Origin of the sequence: Pigmentiphaga sp. NML080357 (genome assembly GCF_002188465.1) — a bacterium.
Classification (GTDB): domain Bacteria; phylum Pseudomonadota; class Gammaproteobacteria; order Burkholderiales; family Burkholderiaceae_B; genus Pigmentiphaga.
Genome location: NZ_NINW01000030.1, coordinates 59924 through 80175, shown reverse-complemented (window position 1 = coordinate 80175; position 20252 = coordinate 59924). Strand labels below are relative to the sequence as shown.

21 protein-coding genes are annotated in these 20252 nt (G+C 66.7%); 13 read left to right on the top strand and 8 right to left on the bottom strand.

What is annotated here, in order from left to right; translation table 11 throughout:
- Positions 1-121: 121 nt before the first annotated feature.
- A complete protein-coding gene (locus CDO44_RS13410) occupies positions 122-445 on the top strand; it encodes a hypothetical protein (RefSeq protein WP_087780721.1) in 324 nt (107 codons plus the stop codon).
- A gap of 70 nt (positions 446-515) precedes the next feature.
- Positions 516-863, top strand: coding sequence for a Rap1a/Tai family immunity protein (locus CDO44_RS13405; protein WP_087780720.1), 348 nt, complete (start codon positions 516-518; stop codon positions 861-863).
- Between the two features lie 28 nt (positions 864-891).
- On the opposite strand, the gene CDO44_RS13400 is transcribed toward CDO44_RS13405, so the two are convergent.
- The gene (locus CDO44_RS13400) at positions 892-2664 is read right to left on the bottom strand and encodes an alpha/beta hydrolase (RefSeq protein WP_144389519.1); all 1773 of its coding nucleotides are present in this window, start codon (positions 2662-2664) and stop codon (positions 892-894) included.
- A 246-nt stretch (positions 2665-2910) separates the two neighbouring features.
- On the opposite strand from CDO44_RS13400, the gene CDO44_RS13395 reads away from it, so the two are divergent.
- Together CDO44_RS13395 and ogt are read left to right on the top strand one after the other, a co-directional pair.
- Entirely contained in the window at positions 2911-3282 is a 372-nt protein-coding gene (locus CDO44_RS13395; RefSeq protein WP_087780718.1) for a DUF488 domain-containing protein, read from the top strand.
- Positions 3283-3340: 58 nt separating this feature from the next.
- A complete protein-coding gene (gene ogt, locus CDO44_RS13390; protein WP_198951360.1) occupies positions 3341-3895 on the top strand; it encodes a methylated-DNA--[protein]-cysteine S-methyltransferase in 555 nt (184 codons plus the stop codon).
- 6 nt (positions 3896-3901) lie between these two features.
- Here the strand turns inward: ogt and CDO44_RS13385 are convergent, their stop codons facing one another.
- Positions 3902-4552 (bottom strand): response regulator transcription factor, encoded by a 651-nt coding sequence (locus tag CDO44_RS13385; protein WP_087780717.1) that lies wholly within the window; start codon positions 4550-4552, stop codon positions 3902-3904.
- Entirely contained in the window at positions 4549-5955 is a 1407-nt protein-coding gene (locus CDO44_RS13380) for a cache domain-containing protein (RefSeq protein ID WP_087780716.1), read from the bottom strand. The genes CDO44_RS13385 and CDO44_RS13380 overlap by 4 nt, the downstream gene beginning before the upstream one ends.
- A gap of 296 nt (positions 5956-6251) precedes the next feature.
- Here CDO44_RS13380 and CDO44_RS13375 point away from each other — a divergent pair, with 296 nt between their 5' ends.
- Positions 6252-8336, top strand: coding sequence for a carbon starvation CstA family protein (locus CDO44_RS13375; protein WP_087780715.1), 2085 nt, complete (start codon positions 6252-6254; stop codon positions 8334-8336).
- Between the two features lie 14 nt (positions 8337-8350).
- Positions 8351-8563, top strand: coding sequence for a YbdD/YjiX family protein (locus CDO44_RS13370; protein WP_369824646.1), 213 nt, complete (start codon positions 8351-8353; stop codon positions 8561-8563).
- Positions 8564-8653: 90 nt separating this feature from the next.
- Here CDO44_RS13370 and CDO44_RS13365 read toward each other — a convergent pair whose 3' ends face one another.
- Together CDO44_RS13365 and CDO44_RS13360 are read right to left on the bottom strand one after the other, a co-directional pair.
- Entirely contained in the window at positions 8654-9193 is a 540-nt protein-coding gene (locus CDO44_RS13365; protein ID WP_087780714.1) for a DUF4142 domain-containing protein, read from the bottom strand.
- 60 nt (positions 9194-9253) lie between these two features.
- Entirely contained in the window at positions 9254-9499 is a 246-nt protein-coding gene (locus CDO44_RS13360) for a hypothetical protein (RefSeq protein ID WP_144389518.1), read from the bottom strand.
- Positions 9500-9625: 126 nt separating this feature from the next.
- Here CDO44_RS13360 and CDO44_RS13355 point away from each other — a divergent pair, with 126 nt between their 5' ends.
- From CDO44_RS13355 to ahpF, 3 genes are all read left to right on the top strand, one after another.
- Positions 9626-10318, top strand: a complete 693-nt coding sequence (locus tag CDO44_RS13355; RefSeq protein WP_087780712.1) for a glutathione S-transferase family protein — start codon at positions 9626-9628, stop codon at positions 10316-10318.
- Positions 10319-10604: 286 nt separating this feature from the next.
- Entirely contained in the window at positions 10605-11168 is a 564-nt protein-coding gene (gene ahpC, locus CDO44_RS13350; protein ID WP_087780711.1) for an alkyl hydroperoxide reductase subunit C, read from the top strand.
- 156 nt (positions 11169-11324) lie between these two features.
- On the top strand, positions 11325-12914 hold the full coding sequence (gene ahpF, locus CDO44_RS13345) for an alkyl hydroperoxide reductase subunit F (RefSeq protein ID WP_087780710.1): 1590 nt from the start codon (positions 11325-11327) through the stop codon (positions 12912-12914).
- Positions 12915-12974: 60 nt separating this feature from the next.
- On the opposite strand, the gene CDO44_RS13340 is transcribed toward ahpF, so the two are convergent.
- On the bottom strand, positions 12975-13691 hold the full coding sequence (locus CDO44_RS13340; RefSeq protein WP_087780709.1) for a GntR family transcriptional regulator: 717 nt from the start codon (positions 13689-13691) through the stop codon (positions 12975-12977).
- 96 nt (positions 13692-13787) lie between these two features.
- On the opposite strand from CDO44_RS13340, the gene CDO44_RS13335 reads away from it, so the two are divergent.
- Both CDO44_RS13335 and CDO44_RS13330 read left to right on the top strand, forming a co-directional pair.
- On the top strand, positions 13788-14243 hold the full coding sequence (locus CDO44_RS13335) for a carboxymuconolactone decarboxylase family protein (protein ID WP_087780708.1): 456 nt from the start codon (positions 13788-13790) through the stop codon (positions 14241-14243).
- Positions 14244-14283: 40 nt separating this feature from the next.
- Positions 14284-15276, top strand: coding sequence for a tripartite tricarboxylate transporter substrate binding protein (locus CDO44_RS13330; protein WP_087780707.1), 993 nt, complete (start codon positions 14284-14286; stop codon positions 15274-15276).
- A 10-nt stretch (positions 15277-15286) separates the two neighbouring features.
- On the opposite strand, the gene CDO44_RS13325 is transcribed toward CDO44_RS13330, so the two are convergent.
- Entirely contained in the window at positions 15287-16144 is an 858-nt protein-coding gene (locus tag CDO44_RS13325) for a 23S rRNA (adenine(2030)-N(6))-methyltransferase RlmJ (protein ID WP_087780706.1), read from the bottom strand.
- Between the two features lie 273 nt (positions 16145-16417).
- Between CDO44_RS13325 and CDO44_RS13320 the strand changes: the two genes are divergently transcribed.
- Together CDO44_RS13320 and CDO44_RS13315 are read left to right on the top strand one after the other, a co-directional pair.
- Positions 16418-16759, top strand: a complete 342-nt coding sequence (locus CDO44_RS13320) for a BON domain-containing protein (protein ID WP_158213285.1) — start codon at positions 16418-16420, stop codon at positions 16757-16759.
- A 291-nt stretch (positions 16760-17050) separates the two neighbouring features.
- On the top strand, positions 17051-18343 hold the full coding sequence (locus tag CDO44_RS13315) for an NCS2 family permease (protein WP_087780704.1): 1293 nt from the start codon (positions 17051-17053) through the stop codon (positions 18341-18343).
- A 34-nt stretch (positions 18344-18377) separates the two neighbouring features.
- Here the strand turns inward: CDO44_RS13315 and edd are convergent, their stop codons facing one another.
- Positions 18378-20252: a phosphogluconate dehydratase gene (edd, locus tag CDO44_RS13310; protein WP_087780703.1), complete on the bottom strand. Its 1875-nt coding sequence runs from the start codon at positions 20250-20252 to the stop codon at positions 18378-18380.

Genomic DNA, 20252 nt, shown 5'->3' with positions numbered 1-20252 from the left:
CACTTGCAAGAGTACGGTTGGTTGGTGGATGACTTTTATACTATCGGCGATTGCCACGCCGTCCGGGCTCGCGCCGGACCCGTCCAGGATCGCGTACCCCCCTTTTCCATACAGGACCGCCATGCTGAGACTCGCCCTCCTCGCCGCCGGCGCGCTTGCCGCGCACAATGCCATGGCCTCGTGCATGCCGCGCACCGACGATGAACTGAAAGCCATGAGCGACGCCGACCTGAAGGGCGCCTACTGCGAAGCGCGTGCGCAGTCAGCGGAGCGCGCGGCGCCGGCAGCGCCGTCCCTGCCCTCGCTGCCTGGCGGGCCGAACGCCGGGCCGCGCACCGCGGCGCCAGCGGCCAATGCCTGCTTGACCGCGACCTTGCAACTCGTGCGCGTCATGGAGACGCGGAAGATCGATGTCGACCAGGCTCGCGCAAACTGCGCCAAATGAGGGCCGCGCGCCCCCTCCCGGATTCAACTGCGCTCGGCTGCGCGTAGCCTGCGCCCTACCGATGATTGCCATGAAAATCGCCGCCCCCTTGCTGTTGCTGGCCGCGCTGGCGGTCCGGCCCGCCCATGCCGCCGAACCCTGGACCGGGACGTTCTGGAACGAACAGTGCGCACCGGGGGCCAATGGCCAGGCCTCGCTGGGGTGCTCCGCCTTCGTGATGGGGGCGATTGACGGCATGCGTATCCAATCCATGGCTACCAAAACGCCGCTGCCCTTTTGCGCGCCCGGCAACGTCTCCACCGGCCGCACCGTCGAGATATTCCGGCAACGGCTGGCCGACCGTCCACAGGACCACGGGCTCCCCGCCGTGGTCATTCTCGTGAATGCGCTGGGCGAGGCGTTTCCCTGCAACAAGTGAAGCGCCTCGATGCCGAACGTGCCGGCGATCAGAACCCCTGCCCGCGGACCGCAATGGCGTCCAGCCGCCTTCGCAGTTCCTCGCGCGCCAGCGCGGCCACGCCCGGCTGCTCCCTGGCAAGGGCCGGCGCCACGCGGCGGGCTTCGACGGAGTCCTCGCCCGGCAGGGCCGGGCCTTCGCAGTCACTGCGGCGGCCCGGCACCACGCCGTCGGCGAAGTAGCGCCCGACGACCGCGTCGACGCATTCCATGCCCTCGGTCAGCACGCCATGGGTGTAGTGATTGCCGACCATGACCATGTGCGCCTGGGGCAGTTGATCGAACGTGCGCAATGCCCCTTCGGTTGCGGTCAAGGCGTCGAATTCGCTTTGCAGCATCAGGATGGGCGACGCCGCTGCCGCCCGGGACAAAGGCGGCTTGCTGACCGCCGGCCCGCCCCATGTCACGCACGGGTTCCGCGTGACGGTACCGCCCGCATACGGATGGCTGCGCGCCATCTGGTTGCCCAGATCCACCCAATACTGCAGATCCGTACGCGTTGCCGTGTCGTTGCACACGACGGCCTGGAACACCGAATCCGCCGAGCCGATCTCCACCTGGCGGCCGGCCGGCTCGTACGCCTCGATGTACGGCCTGACCATGGAAAGCGCCAACCCGCGAATGTCGTTGTCGTCCCCAAAGGAATCGGGGGCGAACGGGTAGTCCATCAGTTTGTCCTCGAGCACGGCCGGATTGCGCGCGTTGTCCGGATCGTCGCGGACGATCTGGTTCAGGCCGCGCGCGGCGGCGATGAGTTGCGCGCCCTTTGCAACCCGGGCGGTGAGGTTGACGATCGCGTGCATCCTGACCTCCCGGTCGAACGCCACGCGCAGGGGCTCGGAGAGTTCCCGGTAGACGCCGGCAATCGCCGCCGGATCGCCGCCTAGCGCGAAGCGATCGGGATGGCGGACGGCATAGGCGGGAATGAAGCTGTCGAGGACGCGCTGGATGGAGGTGGGCTGCAGCACCACGTTGACGTCGATGGCCCCGGTCACGTCCATCGAACTGTCGAGCACCATGCGGCCGACCCGCTCCGGAAACAGGGACGCGTACCATGCGCCGAGCCAGGTTCCGTACGAAATGCCGACATAGTTGAGCTTGGCATCGCCCAGCAGCTCGCGGATCAGGTCCATGTCCCGCACGGTGCTGTCGGTATTGATGTACCGGGCGAGCGGATTGCGGATGCAGGCGTCTGCCGTCGCGCGGGCATTGAACACCATGGCGGCGATATTGGCCTCGCTGCGGTCGGAGCTGTGCCGTTCGGGCATTAGCGTCCCATTGGTGCCGCAGTACAGCCGGCTGCTCGCGCCCACGCCCCGCGGCGAGAAGCCGATGAGGTCGTAGCGCTGGGGAATGACCCGCAATTGCTGGCCCGTCGTGGAAGAGTCGCTGGCGAACGACCACGAGGCGCCGAGGAACAGCGACCACGCCAGGCCGTCGCCTCCGGGGCCGCCCGGGTTGACCAGGATGGCTCCCTGGCGCTGCGCCGGCGTACCGGCCGCCACGCGCGTCACGGCCACGACGGCATCGCCACGGCCCGGTTCCGCGTAATCGAGGGGAACCCGTATCGTCGCGCAGCTCAGGCGCTCCTTCAGAGCCAGGTAGGCCGGAGACTCCCCGCCCAGCGTTTCCGGATCGCAGGCCTGCCAATCCACGGCTTGTTCGCGGTACGCCCGCAAGGGGTCCTCGGCGGGCGCGACGGCGCCATCGCCGCCGCAGGCCGCCAGCATGGCCAGCGCCACGCCCGCGACACCGCCTGCCACGAGCCGGCGGCGCGTCCCCCCGCAAGTACCCGCGTTATTTGAAAAATCGCAATGCCGCCCCGTTTTGATACGCATGGTTTCTTTATTATCAATTTGTTGCATTCATTATCAGCCGGCTGCCACGAAAGGGCAAGATGGCGCGCCGGAATGCCCATGCCCCGGACGGCCTTTGCGAGGCGGACGGCCTTGGGTCTATGCTGAAACGCCGAGGCGCGACAGACGCCTGGCCTGACGAGTCCATTGCTCATGGAAAAACCGAACATCGAACTGCACCGCGTCTACGACCACTCCAGCGTCGCGCCGGGCCGCTATCGGGTGCTGGTGGACCGGCTGTGGCCGCGGGGCGTCCGCCGCGAAGACCTGGCCTACGATGCCTGGCCCAAGGACCTGGCCCCGAGCACGGCATTGCGGCAGTGGTTCGGCCATCGCCCCGAGCGCTGGGCGGAGTTCCACAAACGCTACGCCGAAGAACTGCGGCAGGACGTCCAGCGGCAGGCGCTCGCGGCGCTGCTGGAGGACGCCGGCCACCGGCCGATCACCCTGCTCTACGGCGCCAAGGATCCCGAACACAATCACGCACGGGTACTGCGCGAAGCACTGCTGCGGGCCGCGCGCTGACGCCATCCCGGGCACGGCGCTACACTTTCCGGGCCAGTGCAACCGCCCACGCCCGCCCATGGACATCCTCACGCTATTCGTGGAACGCACTCCCACCCCGGTGGGAGACATGCTTATCCTGACCGACGCCGAAGACCGGCTGCGCGCCGTCGACTGGGACGACTACCAGCCGCGCATGCACCAGCTCCTGGGCCTGCACTACGGCAAGAACGGCTACGTCTTGCGCGAACGCGGCAGCGCCAGCCAGGCGCGGCGGCGGCTCGACGCCTACATCGGCGGCGAGCTATCCGCCATCGACGAGCTCGAGGTGGCGACGGCCGGAACGCCCTTCCAGCGCGAGGTCTGGGCCGAACTCCGGCGTATTCCCCTGGGCCGGACCCTCAGCTACTCCGAACTTGCCGGACGCATCGGCCGTCCCAAGGCCGTGCGTGCGGTCGGGCTGGCCAATGGCGCCAATCCCGTCAGCATCGTCGTGCCCTGCCATCGCGTCATCGGCGCCAATGCCAGCCTGACCGGCTACGGCGGCGGGCTGCATCGCAAGGTATGGCTGCTGGAACACGAAGGGGTGGAGCTGGCCCCGCGGGCTGCCGCCCGCCAGCCCGCGCTGTTCTGATATCCCTCAAATTCCCCGGTTCTCGACCGCGAACTTGATCAGTTCGGCCTGTCCTTCTATGCCCAGCTTGCGCTTGATGTTGAGGCGATGCGTCTCGATCGTGCGCACCGACAGGTTCAAGGCCTGGGCAATCTGCTTGTTGGCGTGCCCCTCGGCAATGTGTCGCAGGATCTCGCGCTCGCGCTGGGTCAACAGCACCGCCGGGGCGCTGGCCTGCGCCAGGCGGCCCGCGGCGACCGCGCTGAAGTAGGTGCGGCCGGCCATGACGGCGTCGATCGCGGCCAGGATTTCCTGCGCCGGCTCGTCTTTCAACAGGTAGCCGCGCGCGCCGGCCCTTACCGCCTGCACGATGTATTCGGCGTTGTCGTGCATGGAGAGCACCAGCACCGCGATCTGCGGATAGCGGTCGTGCAGCAGCGCGGTCAGTTCGAGCCCGCCCACTCCGCGCATGTTCAGGTCCATCAGGATCAGGTGCGGCAAGGCGTCCTGCTGTGTCTCGAGCGCGGCCAGCACCTGCAGCGCCTGTTCGGCGCTGCAGGCTTCGCCCACCACGCGCAGATGGGCGACGGTCTCCAACCGCAGGCGCAGGCCGTCGCGCACGAGCGGATGGTCGTCGACCAGCAGGAGCCGCGTGAGCATGGGCGAAGATGCAGTCATGTCGCCGCTCCTTCGGCTTGCAACGGCAGCCAGGCCTGCACGATCGTGCCGCCGCGATCGGAACGGATGGCCACGTGGCCCGCCAGCGACGCCATGCGTTCGTGCATGTTGCGCAGACCGATGCCGCGCAACGGATCCAGCTGGACCGCGGCGTGATCGAAGCCCACGCCGTTGTCGGCAACGGACAGGCTCACGCCCTCTTCGGAATACGCCAGGTCCAGGTCCACGCGGGTGGCACCGGCGTGGCGCTGGATATTGGTCAAGGCTTCCTGGGTAATGCGGAACAGCGCGGTGGCGCCGGCGCTGGGCAGGCGCACCGGCTTGCCGGTGGTCCGTTGCACGACCTGCAGGGGCTCCCCGGCGGCCTGGCGCTGGGCGCTGAATTCCCGTCCCAGGTGCTCGAGCGCGGCGGGCAACCCCAGGTCGTCGAGCAGCGTGGGACGCAGGTTGTGCGAAATGCGCCGGATCTCGCCCACCGCTCCGTTCAGCCGTTCGAGCGCGCCGTCCATGGGTTTTTGCGCCATTGCCAGGGCGTCCGGGTCGGCGCCCCGCAGGGATGCGACCCGTTCGCGCGCCGCCTCGAGCAAGAGCTTGATCGAGACCAGCACCTGGCTGATGCCGTCATGCAGCTCGCGCGACAGGCGCGCGCGCTCTTCCTCTTGCGAATGTACGAGCTGCCGGGCCATGCGCCGCAGTTTGGCATCGGCCTCGCGATGATCGCGGATGTTCAGCGCGAGCCCCCACAACGCTACAAGCAGCGTCCCGAGCGCGGCGATGCCCGCGATCCATCCGAACATGTTTCGCACGTTGTTCTGCGCCGCGGCGTCGATATCGGCCAGGGTCTGAGCCACGTCGTCGAGATAGATGCCGGTGCCCAGCATCCAGCCCCAGGGCTCGACGACGGCGACGTAACCGAGTTTTTCCACGCTTTGATGCAACGACGGCTTTTCCCAGAGATACCGGATGGTGTGCCCTTCCCGCCCACCCCGCCGCGCGGTGGCGAGCAATTGCTGGATGACGAGGTCGCCCTTGGCGTCGCGCATGTCCCAGAGCTCGCGGCCGACCAGCTCGGGTTGCCGCGGATGCATCAGGTTGCGGCCGTTGAGGTCATAGACGAAAAAATAGCCGTCCTGGCCGAACTCCATGCTCGCCAGCAAGGCCAGCGCGCGCTGGCGCGTGGCCGGATCGTCGCCCTGGGCGAGCAGCGGCTCGATGGCGCTGTACGCAAGGCTCACGTAGTGCCGCAGCTCGCTTTCCTTGCTGCTGAGGAGGGCCTGCTCGACCAGCGCTTTCTCGCGCTTGGCCAGCTCCATGCCCTGGACGTAAATGCCGCCCATGATGGCGGCCAGTGCCAGCAGCAGCGGAACGGCGCCGAGCAGCAGGATCTTCAGACGCAGTTTCATGGCAAAAAGGGGTGGGATGCTGCAATGCAGCAGTAACACTCTGGAACGATAGCACGCCGCGATCGGCCGCATGATCAAAGGGTTCGCGGAACGAAGCTACGTAATTCTACGCAGCGGTTTTGCGTAGTGCTGCGCTTGTTCGCCGCAAGGCAAAAACGAAATACTACCGCCCGCGCCGCCATGGCGCGGAACGGGCGCGCATGCCCGTCACGACAACTCATCCCATAACGACGCAGACACCATGCGGCCGCGGCCGGCCTTCGGCGCCATCGGTGCAGCATGTACGAGGAGCACTCATGCAAGAGAGCAAGGGACTGGGCCATCACCTGGCCTGGGTAGGGGTCGCGGTCCTGGGCGCCTTCGCGCTCGGCACCGTGGCCCTGGCGCGCGGCGAGACCGTCAACGCGCTGTGGGTGGTGATCGCCGCCATATGCGTCTACTTGATCGCCTACCGCTATTACAGCCGGTTCATCGCCGACAAGGTCTTCAGGCTCGACGGCAGCCGGATGACGCCGGCCTGGAAATACAACGACGGACTGGACTACGTGCCCACCAACAAGCACGTGCTCTTCGGCCATCATTTTGCCGCGATCGCCGGCGCCGGCCCGCTGGTCGGTCCGGTCCTGGCCGCCCAGATGGGCTACCTGCCCGGCATGCTCTGGATCCTGGCCGGCGTGGTGTTCGCGGGCGCGGTTCAGGATTTCGTCGTGCTGTTCATTTCCATGCGCCGCGACGGCCGGTCGCTGGGCGACCTGATCAAGTCCGAGCTGGGCACCGTGCCCGGCGTCATCGCGCTGTTCGGCGCGTTCATGATCATGGTCATCATCCTGGCCGTGCTCGCGCTGATCGTGGTGAAGGCGCTCACGCATTCGCCGTGGGGAACCTTCACGGTGGCCGCGACGATCCCCATCGCGCTGCTCATGGGCGTGTATCTGCGCTTCATCCGCCCGGGCCGCATCGGCGAAGTCTCCGTGATCGGCTTCATCCTGCTGATGGCAGCCATTACCTTCGGACAGGACGTGGCGGAAAGCGCGACCCTGTCGGCCCTCTTCGACTTCGACGGCAAGGCCCTGACCTGGATCCTGATCGGCTACGGCTTCGTCGCCTCGGTCCTGCCGGTCTGGCTGCTGCTCGCGCCGCGCGACTACCTGTCGACCTTCCTGAAGATAGGCACCATCATGGGCCTGGCCATAGGCATCGTGGTGGTGGCGCCCGAGCTGAAGATGCCGGCGATGACGCAGTTCGTGGACGGCTCGGGCCCGGTCTGGTCGGGCAATCTCTTCCCCTTTCTTTTCATCACCATCGCCTGCGGCGCGGTCTCGGGCTTTCATGCGCTGATCGCCTCGGGCACTACGCCCAAGCTAATCGAGAACGAGACCCAGGCCCGCTACATCGGCTACGGCGGCATGCTGATGGAATCGTTCGTGGCCATCATGGCCCTGGTCGCGGCATGCGTGATCGAGCCGGGCATCTACTACGCCATGAACAGCCCCGCCGCCGTCATCGGCACCACGCCCGAGCAGGTAGCCCAGGTCGTCTCCGGCTGGGGCTTCGTCATCACGCCCGCCGACCTGGTGCAGACCGCCAAGGACGTGGGGGAAAGCACGATCATCTCGCGCGCGGGCGGCGCGCCCACGCTGGCGGTAGGCATGGCGCACATCCTGCACCAGGCCATAGGCGGCCCGGCCATGATGGCGTTCTGGTACCACTTCGCCATTCTGTTCGAGGCCTTGTTCATCCTGACGGCGGTGGACGCCGGCACCCGCGCGGGCCGCTTCATGTTGCAGGACCTGCTCGGCACCTTCGTGCCCGCCCTCAAGCGTACCGAATCGCTGCCGGCCAACCTGATCGCCACCGGCCTGTGCGTGGCAGCCTGGGGCTACTTCCTGTATCAGGGCGTGGTCGACCCGCTGGGCGGCATCAACACGCTCTGGCCGCTGTTCGGCATCGCCAACCAGATGCTGGCGGCCGTGGCGCTGACGCTGGGCACGGTGGTGCTGTTCAAGATGAAGCGCGACCGCTACGCGTGGGTTACCGTGCTGCCGACCCTGTGGCTGCTGGCCTGCACGCTGACGGCCGGATGGCAGAAGCTGTTCCATCCGGACCCCAAGGTCAGCTTCCTGTCGCATGCATCGCGCTTTAACGCGGCGATCGCCGAAGGCACGATACTGGCGCCCGCGAAGTCGCTCGACGAAATGCGCCGCGTGGTGTTCAACGACTATGTCGACGCCGCGCTGTGCGGGGTGTTCATGCTGGTCGTGGTGAGCATCATGGTCTATGGCATCCTCTCGGTCCGGCGCGCCCGCGCCGCCCGCGAAGCCACGGCCCGCGAAACGCCGTTCGAACCGCTGCCGGCCGACGCCGCCGCGGCCGCGCATTGAAGGAGGCGCGGGCCATGCTTTTCTCCGGCATGACCGGCACGGCGTCCGCCGCCGGCCGCTACCTGGGCCAGACGCTGCGGCTGATGGTGGGCGTACCCGACTACGAGACCTACCTGCGGCACATGCGGCGCGCTCATCCGGATCAGGAACCCATGAGCTACGAAGCATTCTTCCGCGAAAGGCAGGATGCGCGATACGGCGGCAAGAAACGCATCGGCTGCTGCTAGGGCCTGTTCATTGCGCAACGGCCGCCTCCGCGTCGCGGCAGGCGGCCGTTGCGTTTCCTTGCGCGACAGCCGTGCCGCCGCGCTCCTCGGCTATCGCTTCATTTGCGCGTTTTCGCGGCTGGACTTGACCAGGCTCTGCAACTCCTTGCCCTTGGCCAGGTGCTGCTGAAGGCTGGGCAGCGTCTTGGCCGCAAAGGCCTTCACGTCCGCGTCCTCCGCATCCTTGGCGGCCTTTTCGAACAACTCGACCGCGTCCTCGTGGGCGTCGACCGCGATGTCGTCGGCATACTCCTTGTCGAAGTCCGCGCCGGTCTTCTTCTGCAGGTCGCTCAGCGCCGACCGTACCTTCCGGGTAGGCTCGGTGGGAAGCTGGACGTTCTTGCTGCTTGCCAGAGTCTTCAGCTCGCCGTCCACCTTCGTGTGATCGTCCACCATCATCTTGGCGAAGGCCTTCACATCGGGGTGCGAGGCATTGCGCTCGGCGATCTGGCTGGCGCTGATTTCGAGCTGTCCGCTTTCGGCGGCGTCTTGTAGAAAGCGCGCATCCTTGCGGGCGAGGTCGGCGGCGGCGACCGTGCCGGCGCCGAACGCCAGCGCGATAGCCACTGCGGCGGTCTGCAACTTATGCATGTCAATCTCCAGTAATGAAGGCGCGGGGACCTCAGCAAGTCCCGTACCCAGACAGGCGGTTCACTTCGGACCCTCGCGCTTTTCCAGGGTCCACGGCGTGTCGTCCTGCGGCGCGCTGAGGCCGGGCTTGTCCTGGCGGGGATCGGCTTGGGGGGATCCGTCATACTGGGTCGCGGGTTTGTGCTCCGCGCGCCGGGACGGTGGGGTGTCCTTGGACGCTCCCTTGCTTTCGGGCAACGACGCGAGCTGCCCCACGCCCTGCTCGTTGGAAGGGCGCAATCGCTCATCCTGTTTTTTCGAAGCCATGATGTTCTCGCTGCTTGCTGGTCGGACCCCGTGTGCCAGCAAGCGCCGTGCCTTGCCGGGTGGCGGTATAGTTGGGAGCGCCGCCGCATCCGGCGCTCAACCCGCGCGACACGAGAACAGACGACGATGGCCAGACAGCTCTACGACCTTGCCGGCGCCAATCCGGAATTCCGCTTCAGTCCTTATTGCTGGCGATCCCGGCTGGCCCTCGCCCATAAAGGGCTGGATGCGGAGATGGTGCCGTGGCGCTTCACCGAGAAGGACGCGATCGCCTTTTCGGGGCAGGGCCGCGTCCCGGTGCTGGTCGACGGCGAGCACGTCGTGCCCGACTCCTGGCACATCGCCGTCTACCTGGAGTCCGCCTATCCCGATGCTCCCTCGCTGTTCGGCGGACGCGAAGCCCAGGCGCTGGCGCGCTTCGTCAACAGCTGGGCCGACTCCGTCCAGTTGCCCGGCCTTTCCCGACTGGTGCTGGTGGACATTCCCTCGACCTTGCACGAATGCGACCTCGAGTACTTCCACCGCAGCCGCGAACAACGCTTCGGCATGCCGGTTGCCGCCGTCTGCGCGGAACGCGAAAGCGCGGTCGAGGCGTTCCGGGCCAGCCTCGCGCCGCTGCGCCTGCTGCTGAAGAACCAGCCCTTCGTCTGCGGCGATGCGCCGGCCTATGCCGACTACATCGTCTTCGGCGGTTTCCAGTGGGCGCGTTGCGTCAGCGACTTTCCCGTCCTGGCCGGCGACGACGCGGTCACCCAATGGCTCGAGCGCATGCTGGAGGCGGCCGGCCCGCTGGCCCGCCGCATGCCCGCGCTGCGCTGAACCCCTGCTGCCTCCAACTGCAACATCGCTTGTAGGAAGCCCGCGCGGCCCCATATTCTTGTCTGGCGAGGCAAACCGGCCCTGCACGGAAGGCCGATCGCCGAAGAGGCGCCCAGGGTCGCTGCGGCAGAACAGCATGAACGGACACGATCTCGAAGCATCCGGCCTCTACGATGTTCGATAGATATTAGCGATTGACCATATAAAATCAATCAATTTGATCAATTATCCTGTGACGTATACCATTCATATACGTCTTTTCAACCCAGCAAGAGAGGAAACTGCAATGTCTCTAGTCAATACTCCGGTCAAGCCTTTCAAAGCGACCGCCTTCAAGGATGGCAAGTTCGTCGAAGTTACCGACCAGACCCTGAAGGGCAAGTGGGCCGTGGTGGTGTTCTATCCCGCCGACTTCACCTTCGTGTGCCCGACCGAGCTGGAAGACCTGGCTGACAACTACGCCGAATTCCAGAAGCTGGGTGTCGAGGTGTACTCGGTCTCGACCGACACGCACTTCTCGCACAAGGCCTGGCACGACACCTCGCCCGCCATCGGCAAGATCAAGTACACGATGATCGGCGACCCCACCTGGGAACTGGCCACCAACTTCCAAGTGCTGCGTGAAGGCCAGGGCCTGGCTGACCGCGGTACCTTCATCATCGATCCGCAGGGCGTGATCCAGGCCGTGGAAGTCACTGCCGAAGGCATCGGCCGCGACGCCAAGGAACTGCTGCGCAAGGTCAAGGCCGCCATCTACGTGGCCAACCACCCGGGCGAAGTGTGCCCCGCCAAGTGGAAGGAAGGCGAAAAGACGCTGGCTCCTTCGCTGGACCTGGTCGGCAAGATCTAAGGCCCCGCCCGACGATGGCCGCCCCTACCCGGGGCGCCATCGGGCAAGGGGACATCGCAGTCAAGCAATAACCCGTATCAAGCAGTACCGCCCGGGACGCCACAAGCGGCCCGGGCTCCATCCGAAAACACAAGACACGGAGCGAAGGGAGCGAATATGTTGGACGCCAATCTCAAGAACCAGTTGCAAGCCTATTTGGAAAAGATCACGCAGCCGATCGAGATCGTCGCGTCCCTCGACGATGGCGAGAAATCGCGTGAGCTCGCCGAACTCCTGACGGAGATTGCGGGCCTGTCGGATCGCATCACGCTGATCGAGCGACGCGACGACGACGAGCGCAAGCCCTCGTTCACCATCAACCGCCCCGGCGAAAATATCGGCATCCGCTTTGCCGCCATTCCCCTGGGCCACGAATTCACGTCGCTCGTCCTGGCGCTGCTCCAGGTCGGCGGCCATCCGATCAAGCTCGACCCCGACGTGATCGAGCAGATCAAGAACCTGGACGGCGATTTCTCGTTCGAGACCTACGTGTCGTTGTCCTGCCAGAACTGCCCCGAGGTCGTGCAGGCGCTGAACGTGATGTCGCTGCTGAATCCGCGCATCCGCCAGGTCACCATCGATGGCGCCCTGTTCCAGGACGAAGTGGAAAAGCGCCAGGTCATGGCCGTGCCCACGATATTCCTGAACGGCGAAGTGTTCGGCCAGGGCCGCATGGGCGTGGAGGAATTCCTCGCCAAGCTCGATAGCAACGCCAGCCAACGCGATGCCGAGAAACTCAACGCCCGCGAACCGTACGACGTGCTGATCGTCGGCGGCGGTCCGGCCGGCGCGGCCGCGGCCATCTACGCGGCGCGCAAGGGCATACGTACGGGCGTGGTCGCCGAACGCTTCGGCGGACAGGTGCTCGATACGCTGGCGATCGAGAACTTCATCTCCGTCAAGGAGACCGAAGGACCCAAGTTCGCCGCCGCCCTGGAGGAACACGTCAGAGCGTACGACGTCGACATCATGAATGCGCAGCGTGCCGAAGCGCTGGTGCCGGGCACCAGGCAGATCGAGGTCAAGCTGGCCAACGGCGCCGTGCTCAAGAGCCGCGCGGTCATCCTCGCCACCGGCGCCCGGTGGCGCGAGGTGAACGTGCCGGGCGAGCGCGAGTACCGCAACCACGGCGTGGCATACTGCCCGCACTGCGACGGCCCTCTGTTCAAGGGCAAGCGCGTGGCCGTCATCGGCGGGGGCAACTCGGGCGTGGAAGCGGCGATCGACCTGGCCGGCCTGGTCGAGCACGTCACTCTGCTCGAATTCGCCCCTGAACTGCGCGCCGACGCGGTGCTGCAGCGCAAGCTGAACAGCCTGCCCAACGTCAAGGTGATCACGCAGGCGCAAACGACCGAGATCACCGGCGACGGCAAGAAGGTCAACGGCCTGACGTACAAGGACAGGCAATCGGGCGAACTGCAGCACGTCGAGCTCGAAGGCGTCTTCGTGCAGATCGGCCTGGTGCCGAACACCGAATGGCTCAAGGGCACCGTGGCGCTGAGCAAGCACGGCGAGATCGAGGTCGATGCCAAGGGCCAGACCTCGGTGCCCGGCGTGTTCGCCGCGGGCGACGTGACGACCGTGCCGTACAAGCAGATCATCATTGCCACGGGCGAAGGCTCGAAGGCCGCGCTCAGCGCCTTCGACTACCTGATCCGCTCCTCGGTGGAAACCGAAGTGCCGGAAGCGGTTGCAGTACCCGCCTGAGTCCATGCTGGGTTGGCGGTTCGAGGGCCTGCGGGGCGACCCGCAGGCCCTTTTCTTCGTTCACTCGGCGGCGATGCCGTCCCTGCGGGCGAGGGGCCCGGCCGGATCGCGGACGCCCGACTCCCATTGTTCGAGCAGGATCGCGATGTTGGCGGCCGTGCGCTCGATGTGCTGCCTGAGCAAAGCGCCCGCGCGCTCTTCTTCCCGTCCCAGCGTGGCGGCCAGGATGGCTTCGTGCTCGTCGGGAATGTCGCGGTCGAGCGGCCGCTGCCGCAGGAAGATGCGGCGGTAGCGGTCGGAGAAGGCCAGCAGCTTTTCGCAGAACTGGGCCAGCACGGGCATCTGGCCGCCGCTGATCAGTGTCATGTGGAATTCGCGGTGGCGGACCTCCCACTCCAGCAAGGCCTCGGGATCCGAGGCGGCACGCTTTTCCACCTGTTGCAGGCGATGGTGCGCGGCGAGCACGGCGACTTCCCAGTCCTCTCCTCCCTGCGCCATCGAGATCATCAGCGCATGAGGCTCCAGCATGGTCCGCAGGTCCGTGATCTCCTTGTGGTTGCGCACGGACACAGGTGCCACTTGGTAGCCCCGCTGGTCGTGGGCGATGACCAGCCCTTCTGCCGTCAGCCGGGAAAGCGCCTCGCGCAGCGGGCTCAGGCTCACGTTGAACCGCTGGCTGAGATGATTCAGCCGCAACTGCTGCCCCGGCTTGAACGTGCCGTTCAACAGTTCGTCGCGCAGGGATTGGGTCAGTTGCGAGGTCAGGGATGTGCTCATGGCAGGCCTGCTGGGGCCAAAACGATTAAAAATCGATATTGACTGTAAAATCGATTTAAATAAATATAAACGAAAATCGACAACCGGAGATTCCCTATGCTACCCAAACGCATCGACCGTGCGGTCGTCAAGGCCCGTATCGGCGAGTACGCCGATTCCGAACGCTCGCTGGAAGATCGCGCAGCCATCTATCAAGAACTGATCGGCTTCGTCCCCCCGCGCATCGAGGCTCGCCTCTCGGTCACCGGGGCGCTCGACCCGGCCCTCGTGGACCTGCAGGAGAAGATGCGCGAGCACGCGATGTATCCGAAGTGCTTCGACGTGAAGACGGCGCAGTTGATGCTGTTCGGCATGCTGCTGATGGACATGAGCGATGCGGCGGTCCTGCATGGCATCGCCGCGCGCCGCGCCGGCGCTACCTGGGAAGAAATGCAGGCGGTGGTCAGCCTGTGCTTCCTGTTCCGGGGCCTATCGGCGGCCAATCGCGGCGCCGAGCTGCTCGCCAACATCGCCGAACACGAGGCCAGGCAGGACACCCAGGCCAAGGGCTGACGCGCTATCCCGGCCGACGATAAAAACACCAGGAGACATCATGGCTTTTCTCATCCGCCACCGGCGGACGGCCGGCGCCCTCGCCGTGGCCGCCTCCGCGCTCGGCAGTTGGCCGCTCCAGGCGGCCGCCCAGGACTATCCCAGCCGGCCGATACAGATGGTCGTGCCGTTCGCCGCCGGCGGCGCCATCGACCAGATGGCGCGCGCGGTCGGCGCGGCCCTGAGCCGCGAAGTCGGCCAACCGGTGGTGATCGAGAACAAGCCGGGAGCCGGCGGCAACATCGGCGCGGCCCAGGTGGCCAAGGCATCCCCCACGGGCTATACCCTGCTGGTGGGGACCTCGGCAACGCATGGCGTCAATCCTTCGTTGTATTCCCAGCTTTCCTACGACGCGGTCAAGGACTTCGTACCCGTCTCCCATTGGGGTTCCGTGCCCAATGTCCTCGCGGTCCAGTCCTCGTCCGCCATCCGCTCGGTCGAGGACCTGGTCGCGCAGGCGCAGCGCGAGCCGGGCAAGCTGACGTTCGGCTCGGCCGGCAACGGCACTTCCCTGCACCTGGCCGGCGAACTCTTCAAGCAGGCGGCGAAGGTCGATCTGGTCCACGTGCCCTACCGGGGCGGCGCCCCGGCGTCGCTGGACCTGCTGGCCGGCAACATCACCATGATGTTCGACACCGTCGCGGTATCGCTGCCCAATCTGCGGGCGGGCAAGACGCGCGCCCTGGCCGTGGCGGCAAAGGCCCGCCATTTCGCGCTGCCGGAGGTGCCCACCTTCGCCGAAAAAGGCTACCCTTCGGTCGTTTCGGCCACCTGGGCCGGCATCTTCGCACCGGCCGGCACCCTGCCCGCGGTCGTGCAGCGGCTCGACGAAGCAAGCCGCAAGGCGCTGGAAGATCCGTCGGTCGTGGAGGTCATGCGCAAGACCGGCGTCCAGATCGACTACAAGAACAGCGGCGATTTCGCCGCGTATGTGGCCAGCGAGATCGCGCTGTGGGGCGACGTCATCCGGCGCAACAACATCCGGGGGGAATGACTCCAGCCGCCTAGGCCTGCCGGCTCTCGAGCGAGAACCGGGCGCCGGCATCCTGCGCCAGCACGTCGGTGAGCCACGGCATGACTTCCTTCAAGGCCGGCTCCAGCAACCACGGCGGATTGACCACGAACATGCCGCTGCCGTGCAGGCCCAGCCCGTCCCCCGTGGGCTTGCGCACCGTCAGGGTGACATCGAGCCACGCGCGCGCCGGCACGCGGGCGAGCCTGGCGGGCAGTTGCTGCGCCTCGCGCCGCTGGACGAGCGGATACCAGATCGCATAGCAGCCCGTGGCGAACCGCTTGAGCCCTTCCTCCAGGCACTGGACGACGCGCGCGTAGTCGCGCTTGTCTTCGTACGAAGGATCGATCAGGACGATGCCGCGGCGAGTAGGCGGCGGCAGCAGCGCCTTTACGCCCTCGAAACCGTCCGCCGCATAGACCATGGTGTGGCGGCCGACGTCCCTGCCCAGTTGCCCGACATTGCGGCGCAAGACGTCGATCTCGGTGGGATGCAGCTCGAACAGGCGCAGCCGGTCGCGCTCGCGCATCGCCTGCGCCGCCAGGAACGGAGAGCCGGGATAGCTGCGCAGGAACTCGTCGCCGTTGAAGGCCTCCACCTCCTCCACGTACTCGGCCACGGCGGCCGGCAGGTCGGCGCGCGTCCACAGGCGCGCGATGCCGGTCCCGGATTCGGCGGTCTTGTCCGCCCAATCGCCGTCGAGCGCATAGGCGCCCGCCCCCGCGTGGGTGTCGATGTACCAGTAGGGCGTATCCTTCTGCGCGAAATAGCGCAGCAATTGCACCAGGACGAGGTGTTTGAGCACGTCGGCATGGTTGCCGGCATGAAAGGCGTGGCGATAGCTGAACATGGGATTTCCAGAAGAACGCCCATTGTAGGCGCGCCGGCAGTTGTGGCGCGGATACCCGTTACATGTGCCACGCATCCCTTGCAAACGTGACGGCTTGCACGCAGGCGCCCGGAACGCGGCCAGGCGCGGACGTGCGCGCTTACAAATATTCACACGCCGCTTTGACACCCGCCGAAGCGCCCTCGTATGTTGGGATGGTCCGGCCACGCCGGGAAGCGGCTCGCCGCTCTCCGGCACCGGCATTGCCGGGTCGGCCGATTCCAGGAGAGATCGATGACCACACGCAAACTGATGATCGCCGCCATGGTCGCCGCCTTTGCCGCGGCTTCCCCGATGGTCATGGCCGAATCCGCCAGCCCGTCTCCCGAGCGGTCGGCGGGCGAATACGCCAGCGACGCGATGATCACCACCAAGGTCAAGGCGGCACTGCTGAAGGAACAGGCCACCCAGTCCCTGAGCATCAAGGTCACGACGGTGAACGGCGTCGTGCAGTTGGCCGGCACGGCCGACGACGAGGCGCAGATCGACTCCGCGGTTCGCGTTGCGCGCGGCATCGACGGCGTGCAGGACGTCAAGAACAACGTCCAGCTCAAACAGCAGGGCCAGCAGCGCTGAGCCCGGGCACGAGGCGCGCCCGCGCCGGCCGGCGGGCGCATCGGCCCGCTGGAAGACTCGAACGACAGACTTCGGCCGGCCAGGGCACGCGGCACCGCCTTGCTGCGGGAAATGAGGCCAGACTTGGCTTTTCATTTTGCGGCCCCGCCCCTAATATGCGCCTGGGGGGAAAACAGGCCGTCGATGGGCCGCAATCCGGAACGCGCAGAACCGCAACGATAAACGCGGCTCCGGGCCGGGCGCTTCGCATGGCTTCCCGCCATCGTCCATGCACCCGACCTGGAAGCCACCATGCTAGAGCGCCTATTCAAACTCAACGAACACGGCACCAACGTCCGTACCGAGCTGCTGGCGGGAATCACCACGTTCCTGACCATGTCCTACATCATCTTCGTCAACCCGCAGATCCTGTCCACCACGGGCATGGATCGCGGCGCCGTCTTCGCCGCCACCTGCCTGGCGGCGGCGATCGGATCGCTGATGATGGCCTTCGTCGCCAATTACCCCATAGGCATGGCTCCCGGCATGGGGCTGAACGCCTTCTTCGCGTTCACCGTCGTGGCGACCCTCGGCTTCACCTGGCAACAGGCGCTCGGCGCGGTCTTCATTTCCGGGGTGATCTTCATCCTGCTCACCGTCACCGGCGTGCGAACGTGGCTGATCGCGGGCATCGCCCCCTCCCTGCGCAGCGCCATCGCGGCGGGCATCGGGCTGTTCCTGGCCATCATCGCCCTCAGCAGCTCCGGCATCGTCGTGGCGAGCCCCGCCACCCTGATCACGCTGGGCGACCTGCACAAGCCCGGCGCGCTGCTGGCGATACTCGGCTTTTTCATCATCGCCGTGCTGGATGCGCTCAAGATCCGCGGCGCGATCCTGCTGGGCATCCTGATCATCACGGTGCTGAGCATGCTGCTGGGCATCAACAACTTCCAGGGCCTCTTCTCCAGCCCGCCGAGCCTCGCGCCCACCTTCCTGCAGCTGGACATCATCGGCGCCCTGCACATGGGCTTCCTGCACGTGGTGCTGGTGTTCGTGCTGGTCGAAGTTTTCGACGCCACCGGCACGCTGATGGGCGTGGCCAAGCGCGCCGGCCTGCTGGTCGAGGGCAAGAATCGCATCGGCCGCGCCCTTCTGGCCGACAGCACCGCCATCACCGCCGGTTCGCTGCTGGGCACCAGCAGCACCACCGCCTATGTCGAGAGCGCTTCCGGCGTCCAGGCGGGCGGCCGCACCGGGCTGACGGCGCTGGTCGTGGGCATCCTGTTCCTCGCCGCGCTGTTCATCTCGCCGCTGGCCGGCTCGGTGCCCGCCTACGCCACCGCGCCCGCGCTGCTGTACGTGGCCGGACTGATGATGCGCGAGCTGATCGACGTGAAGTGGGACGACATCACCGAGGCAATTCCCGCCGCGCTGACCGCCCTGGCCATGCCTTTCACCTATTCGATCGCCACCGGCCTGGCCTTCGGCTTCATCAGCTACGTCGTGCTCAAGGCGTGCACCGGCCGCGTCCGCGAAATCCATCCCGCGGCCTGGCTGATCGCCATTCTGTTCCTGGTCCGTTTCGCCTTCTTCGCCGGCGGCTGAACCGGCCTGTTCCGCGGCGGGAACGGGCCCCGCCTCAAAGCCTGTCCGAGGTGGCGGCCGCCCGGGGCGCCGCCACCTCGCCGGGCGCGTCGTCCTCGTCCGCGAAGAGCGTGCAAGCGCCCTGCTCGGCGGCGCTCACCGACTTGCGCATGTTCCCGAACAAATCGCGGCCTATGCCCCGGTGATGCGGCCGCAAGTCCGGCACCTCAGCCGCGGGACGCGCGGCCAGGTCCGCGAGCACTTCCAACTCCCCACGCGCGGCGTCGACCCGCACCATGTCCCCGGTGCGCACCTTGCCGATGGTCCCGCCCTTCAAGGCTTCCGGCGTGACGTGAATGGCGGCGGGTACCTTGCCGGAGGCGCCCGACATGCGCCCGTCGGTCACCAGCGCAACGCGGAACCCGCGCCCCTGCAACACCGACAGCGTGGGCGTCAGCTTGTGCAGCTCGGGCATGCCATTGGCAGCCGGGCCTTGCCACGGCACGACGGCAACGAAATCGCGCTCCAGCTCCCCGCGCTGGAAGGCCGCGAGCACCTCATCCTGGTCATTGAAGACGATGGCGGGCGCTTCCACCACGAAATGGGCGGGGTCCACCGCCGACGTCTTGATGATGGAACGGCCGATATTGCCTTCCAGCACCCGCAAGCCGCCATTGGGCAGGAACGGGCGGTCGATGGGGCGGACGATGGTCTCGTCGGCCGAGGCAGTCGCGCCGTCGCGCCACGCCAGCCGGCCGTCCTGCAGATAGGGTTCGCGGCAATAGGCGGCCAGGCCTGGGCCGACCACGGTATTGACGTCTTCGTGCAGCAGGCCCGCCTCCAGCAGCTGGCGAATGACGAATTGCAGGCCGCCGGCGTCACGGAAGCCGTTCACGTCGGCCTTGCCGTTCGGGTAGACGCGGGCGAGCAGCGGCACCACGTCGGAGATGGCCTGGAAATCGTCCCAGTTCAGCTCGATGCAGGCCGCCCGCGCCATGGCCACCAGGTGCAAGGTATGGTTGGTCGAACCGCCGGTCGCCATCAGGCCTACGATGCCGTTGACGAAGGCCCGCTCGTCCAGCACCTCGCATATGGGGGTATAGCGCCCGCCGCCGTGCCAGAGCGAGACCGCCTGCCTGGCGGCCTCGCGGGTCAGCGCTTCGCGCAGCGGCGTGTAGGGATTGACGAAGGACGTCCCCGGCAAATGCAGGCCCATGAATTCCATCAGCATCTGGTTGGAATTGGCGGTGCCGTAGAAGGTACAGGTGCCCGGGCCATGGTAGGCCCGGCTTTCGGCCTCCAGCAGTTCGTCGCGCCCGACCTTGCCTTCGGCATACAGCTGCCGCACCTTGGCCTTGTCGTCGTTGCCCACGCCCGTGGTCATGGGTCCGCCGGGCACGAAGACCGCCGGCAGGTGGCCGAAGGCCAGCGCCCCCATGACAAGGCCCGGAACGATCTTGTCGCATATGCCAAGGTAGAGCGCCGCGTCGAACATCTGGTGCGACAAGGCCACGGCCGTGGCCATGGCGATGACGTCACGCGAGAACAGCGACAGCTCCATGCCGGCCTGGCCCTGGGTAACGCCGTCGCACATGGCCGGCACGCCGCCCGCGAACTGCGCCGTGGCCCCTACCTCGAGCGCGGCCTCCTTGAGCCAGGCCGGGAAATCGCCCAGCGGCTGGTGCGCGGACAGCATGTCGTTGTAGGACGACACGATGGCCACGTTGGGCCGTTCCTGGACCTTCAGCAGCACCTTGGCACGCTCGGGCATGGCGGCAAAGCCATGGGCGAGATTGGTACACGAAAGATGGCTGCGTTGGACGCGGGATCCCGCCCGGCCGCGCGTCTCCTCCAGCCACCGGCGGCGCCGTTCCCCGCCGCGCGCGACGATGCGTTCGGTGACTTCCTGTACTACGGGATGCAAAGACAT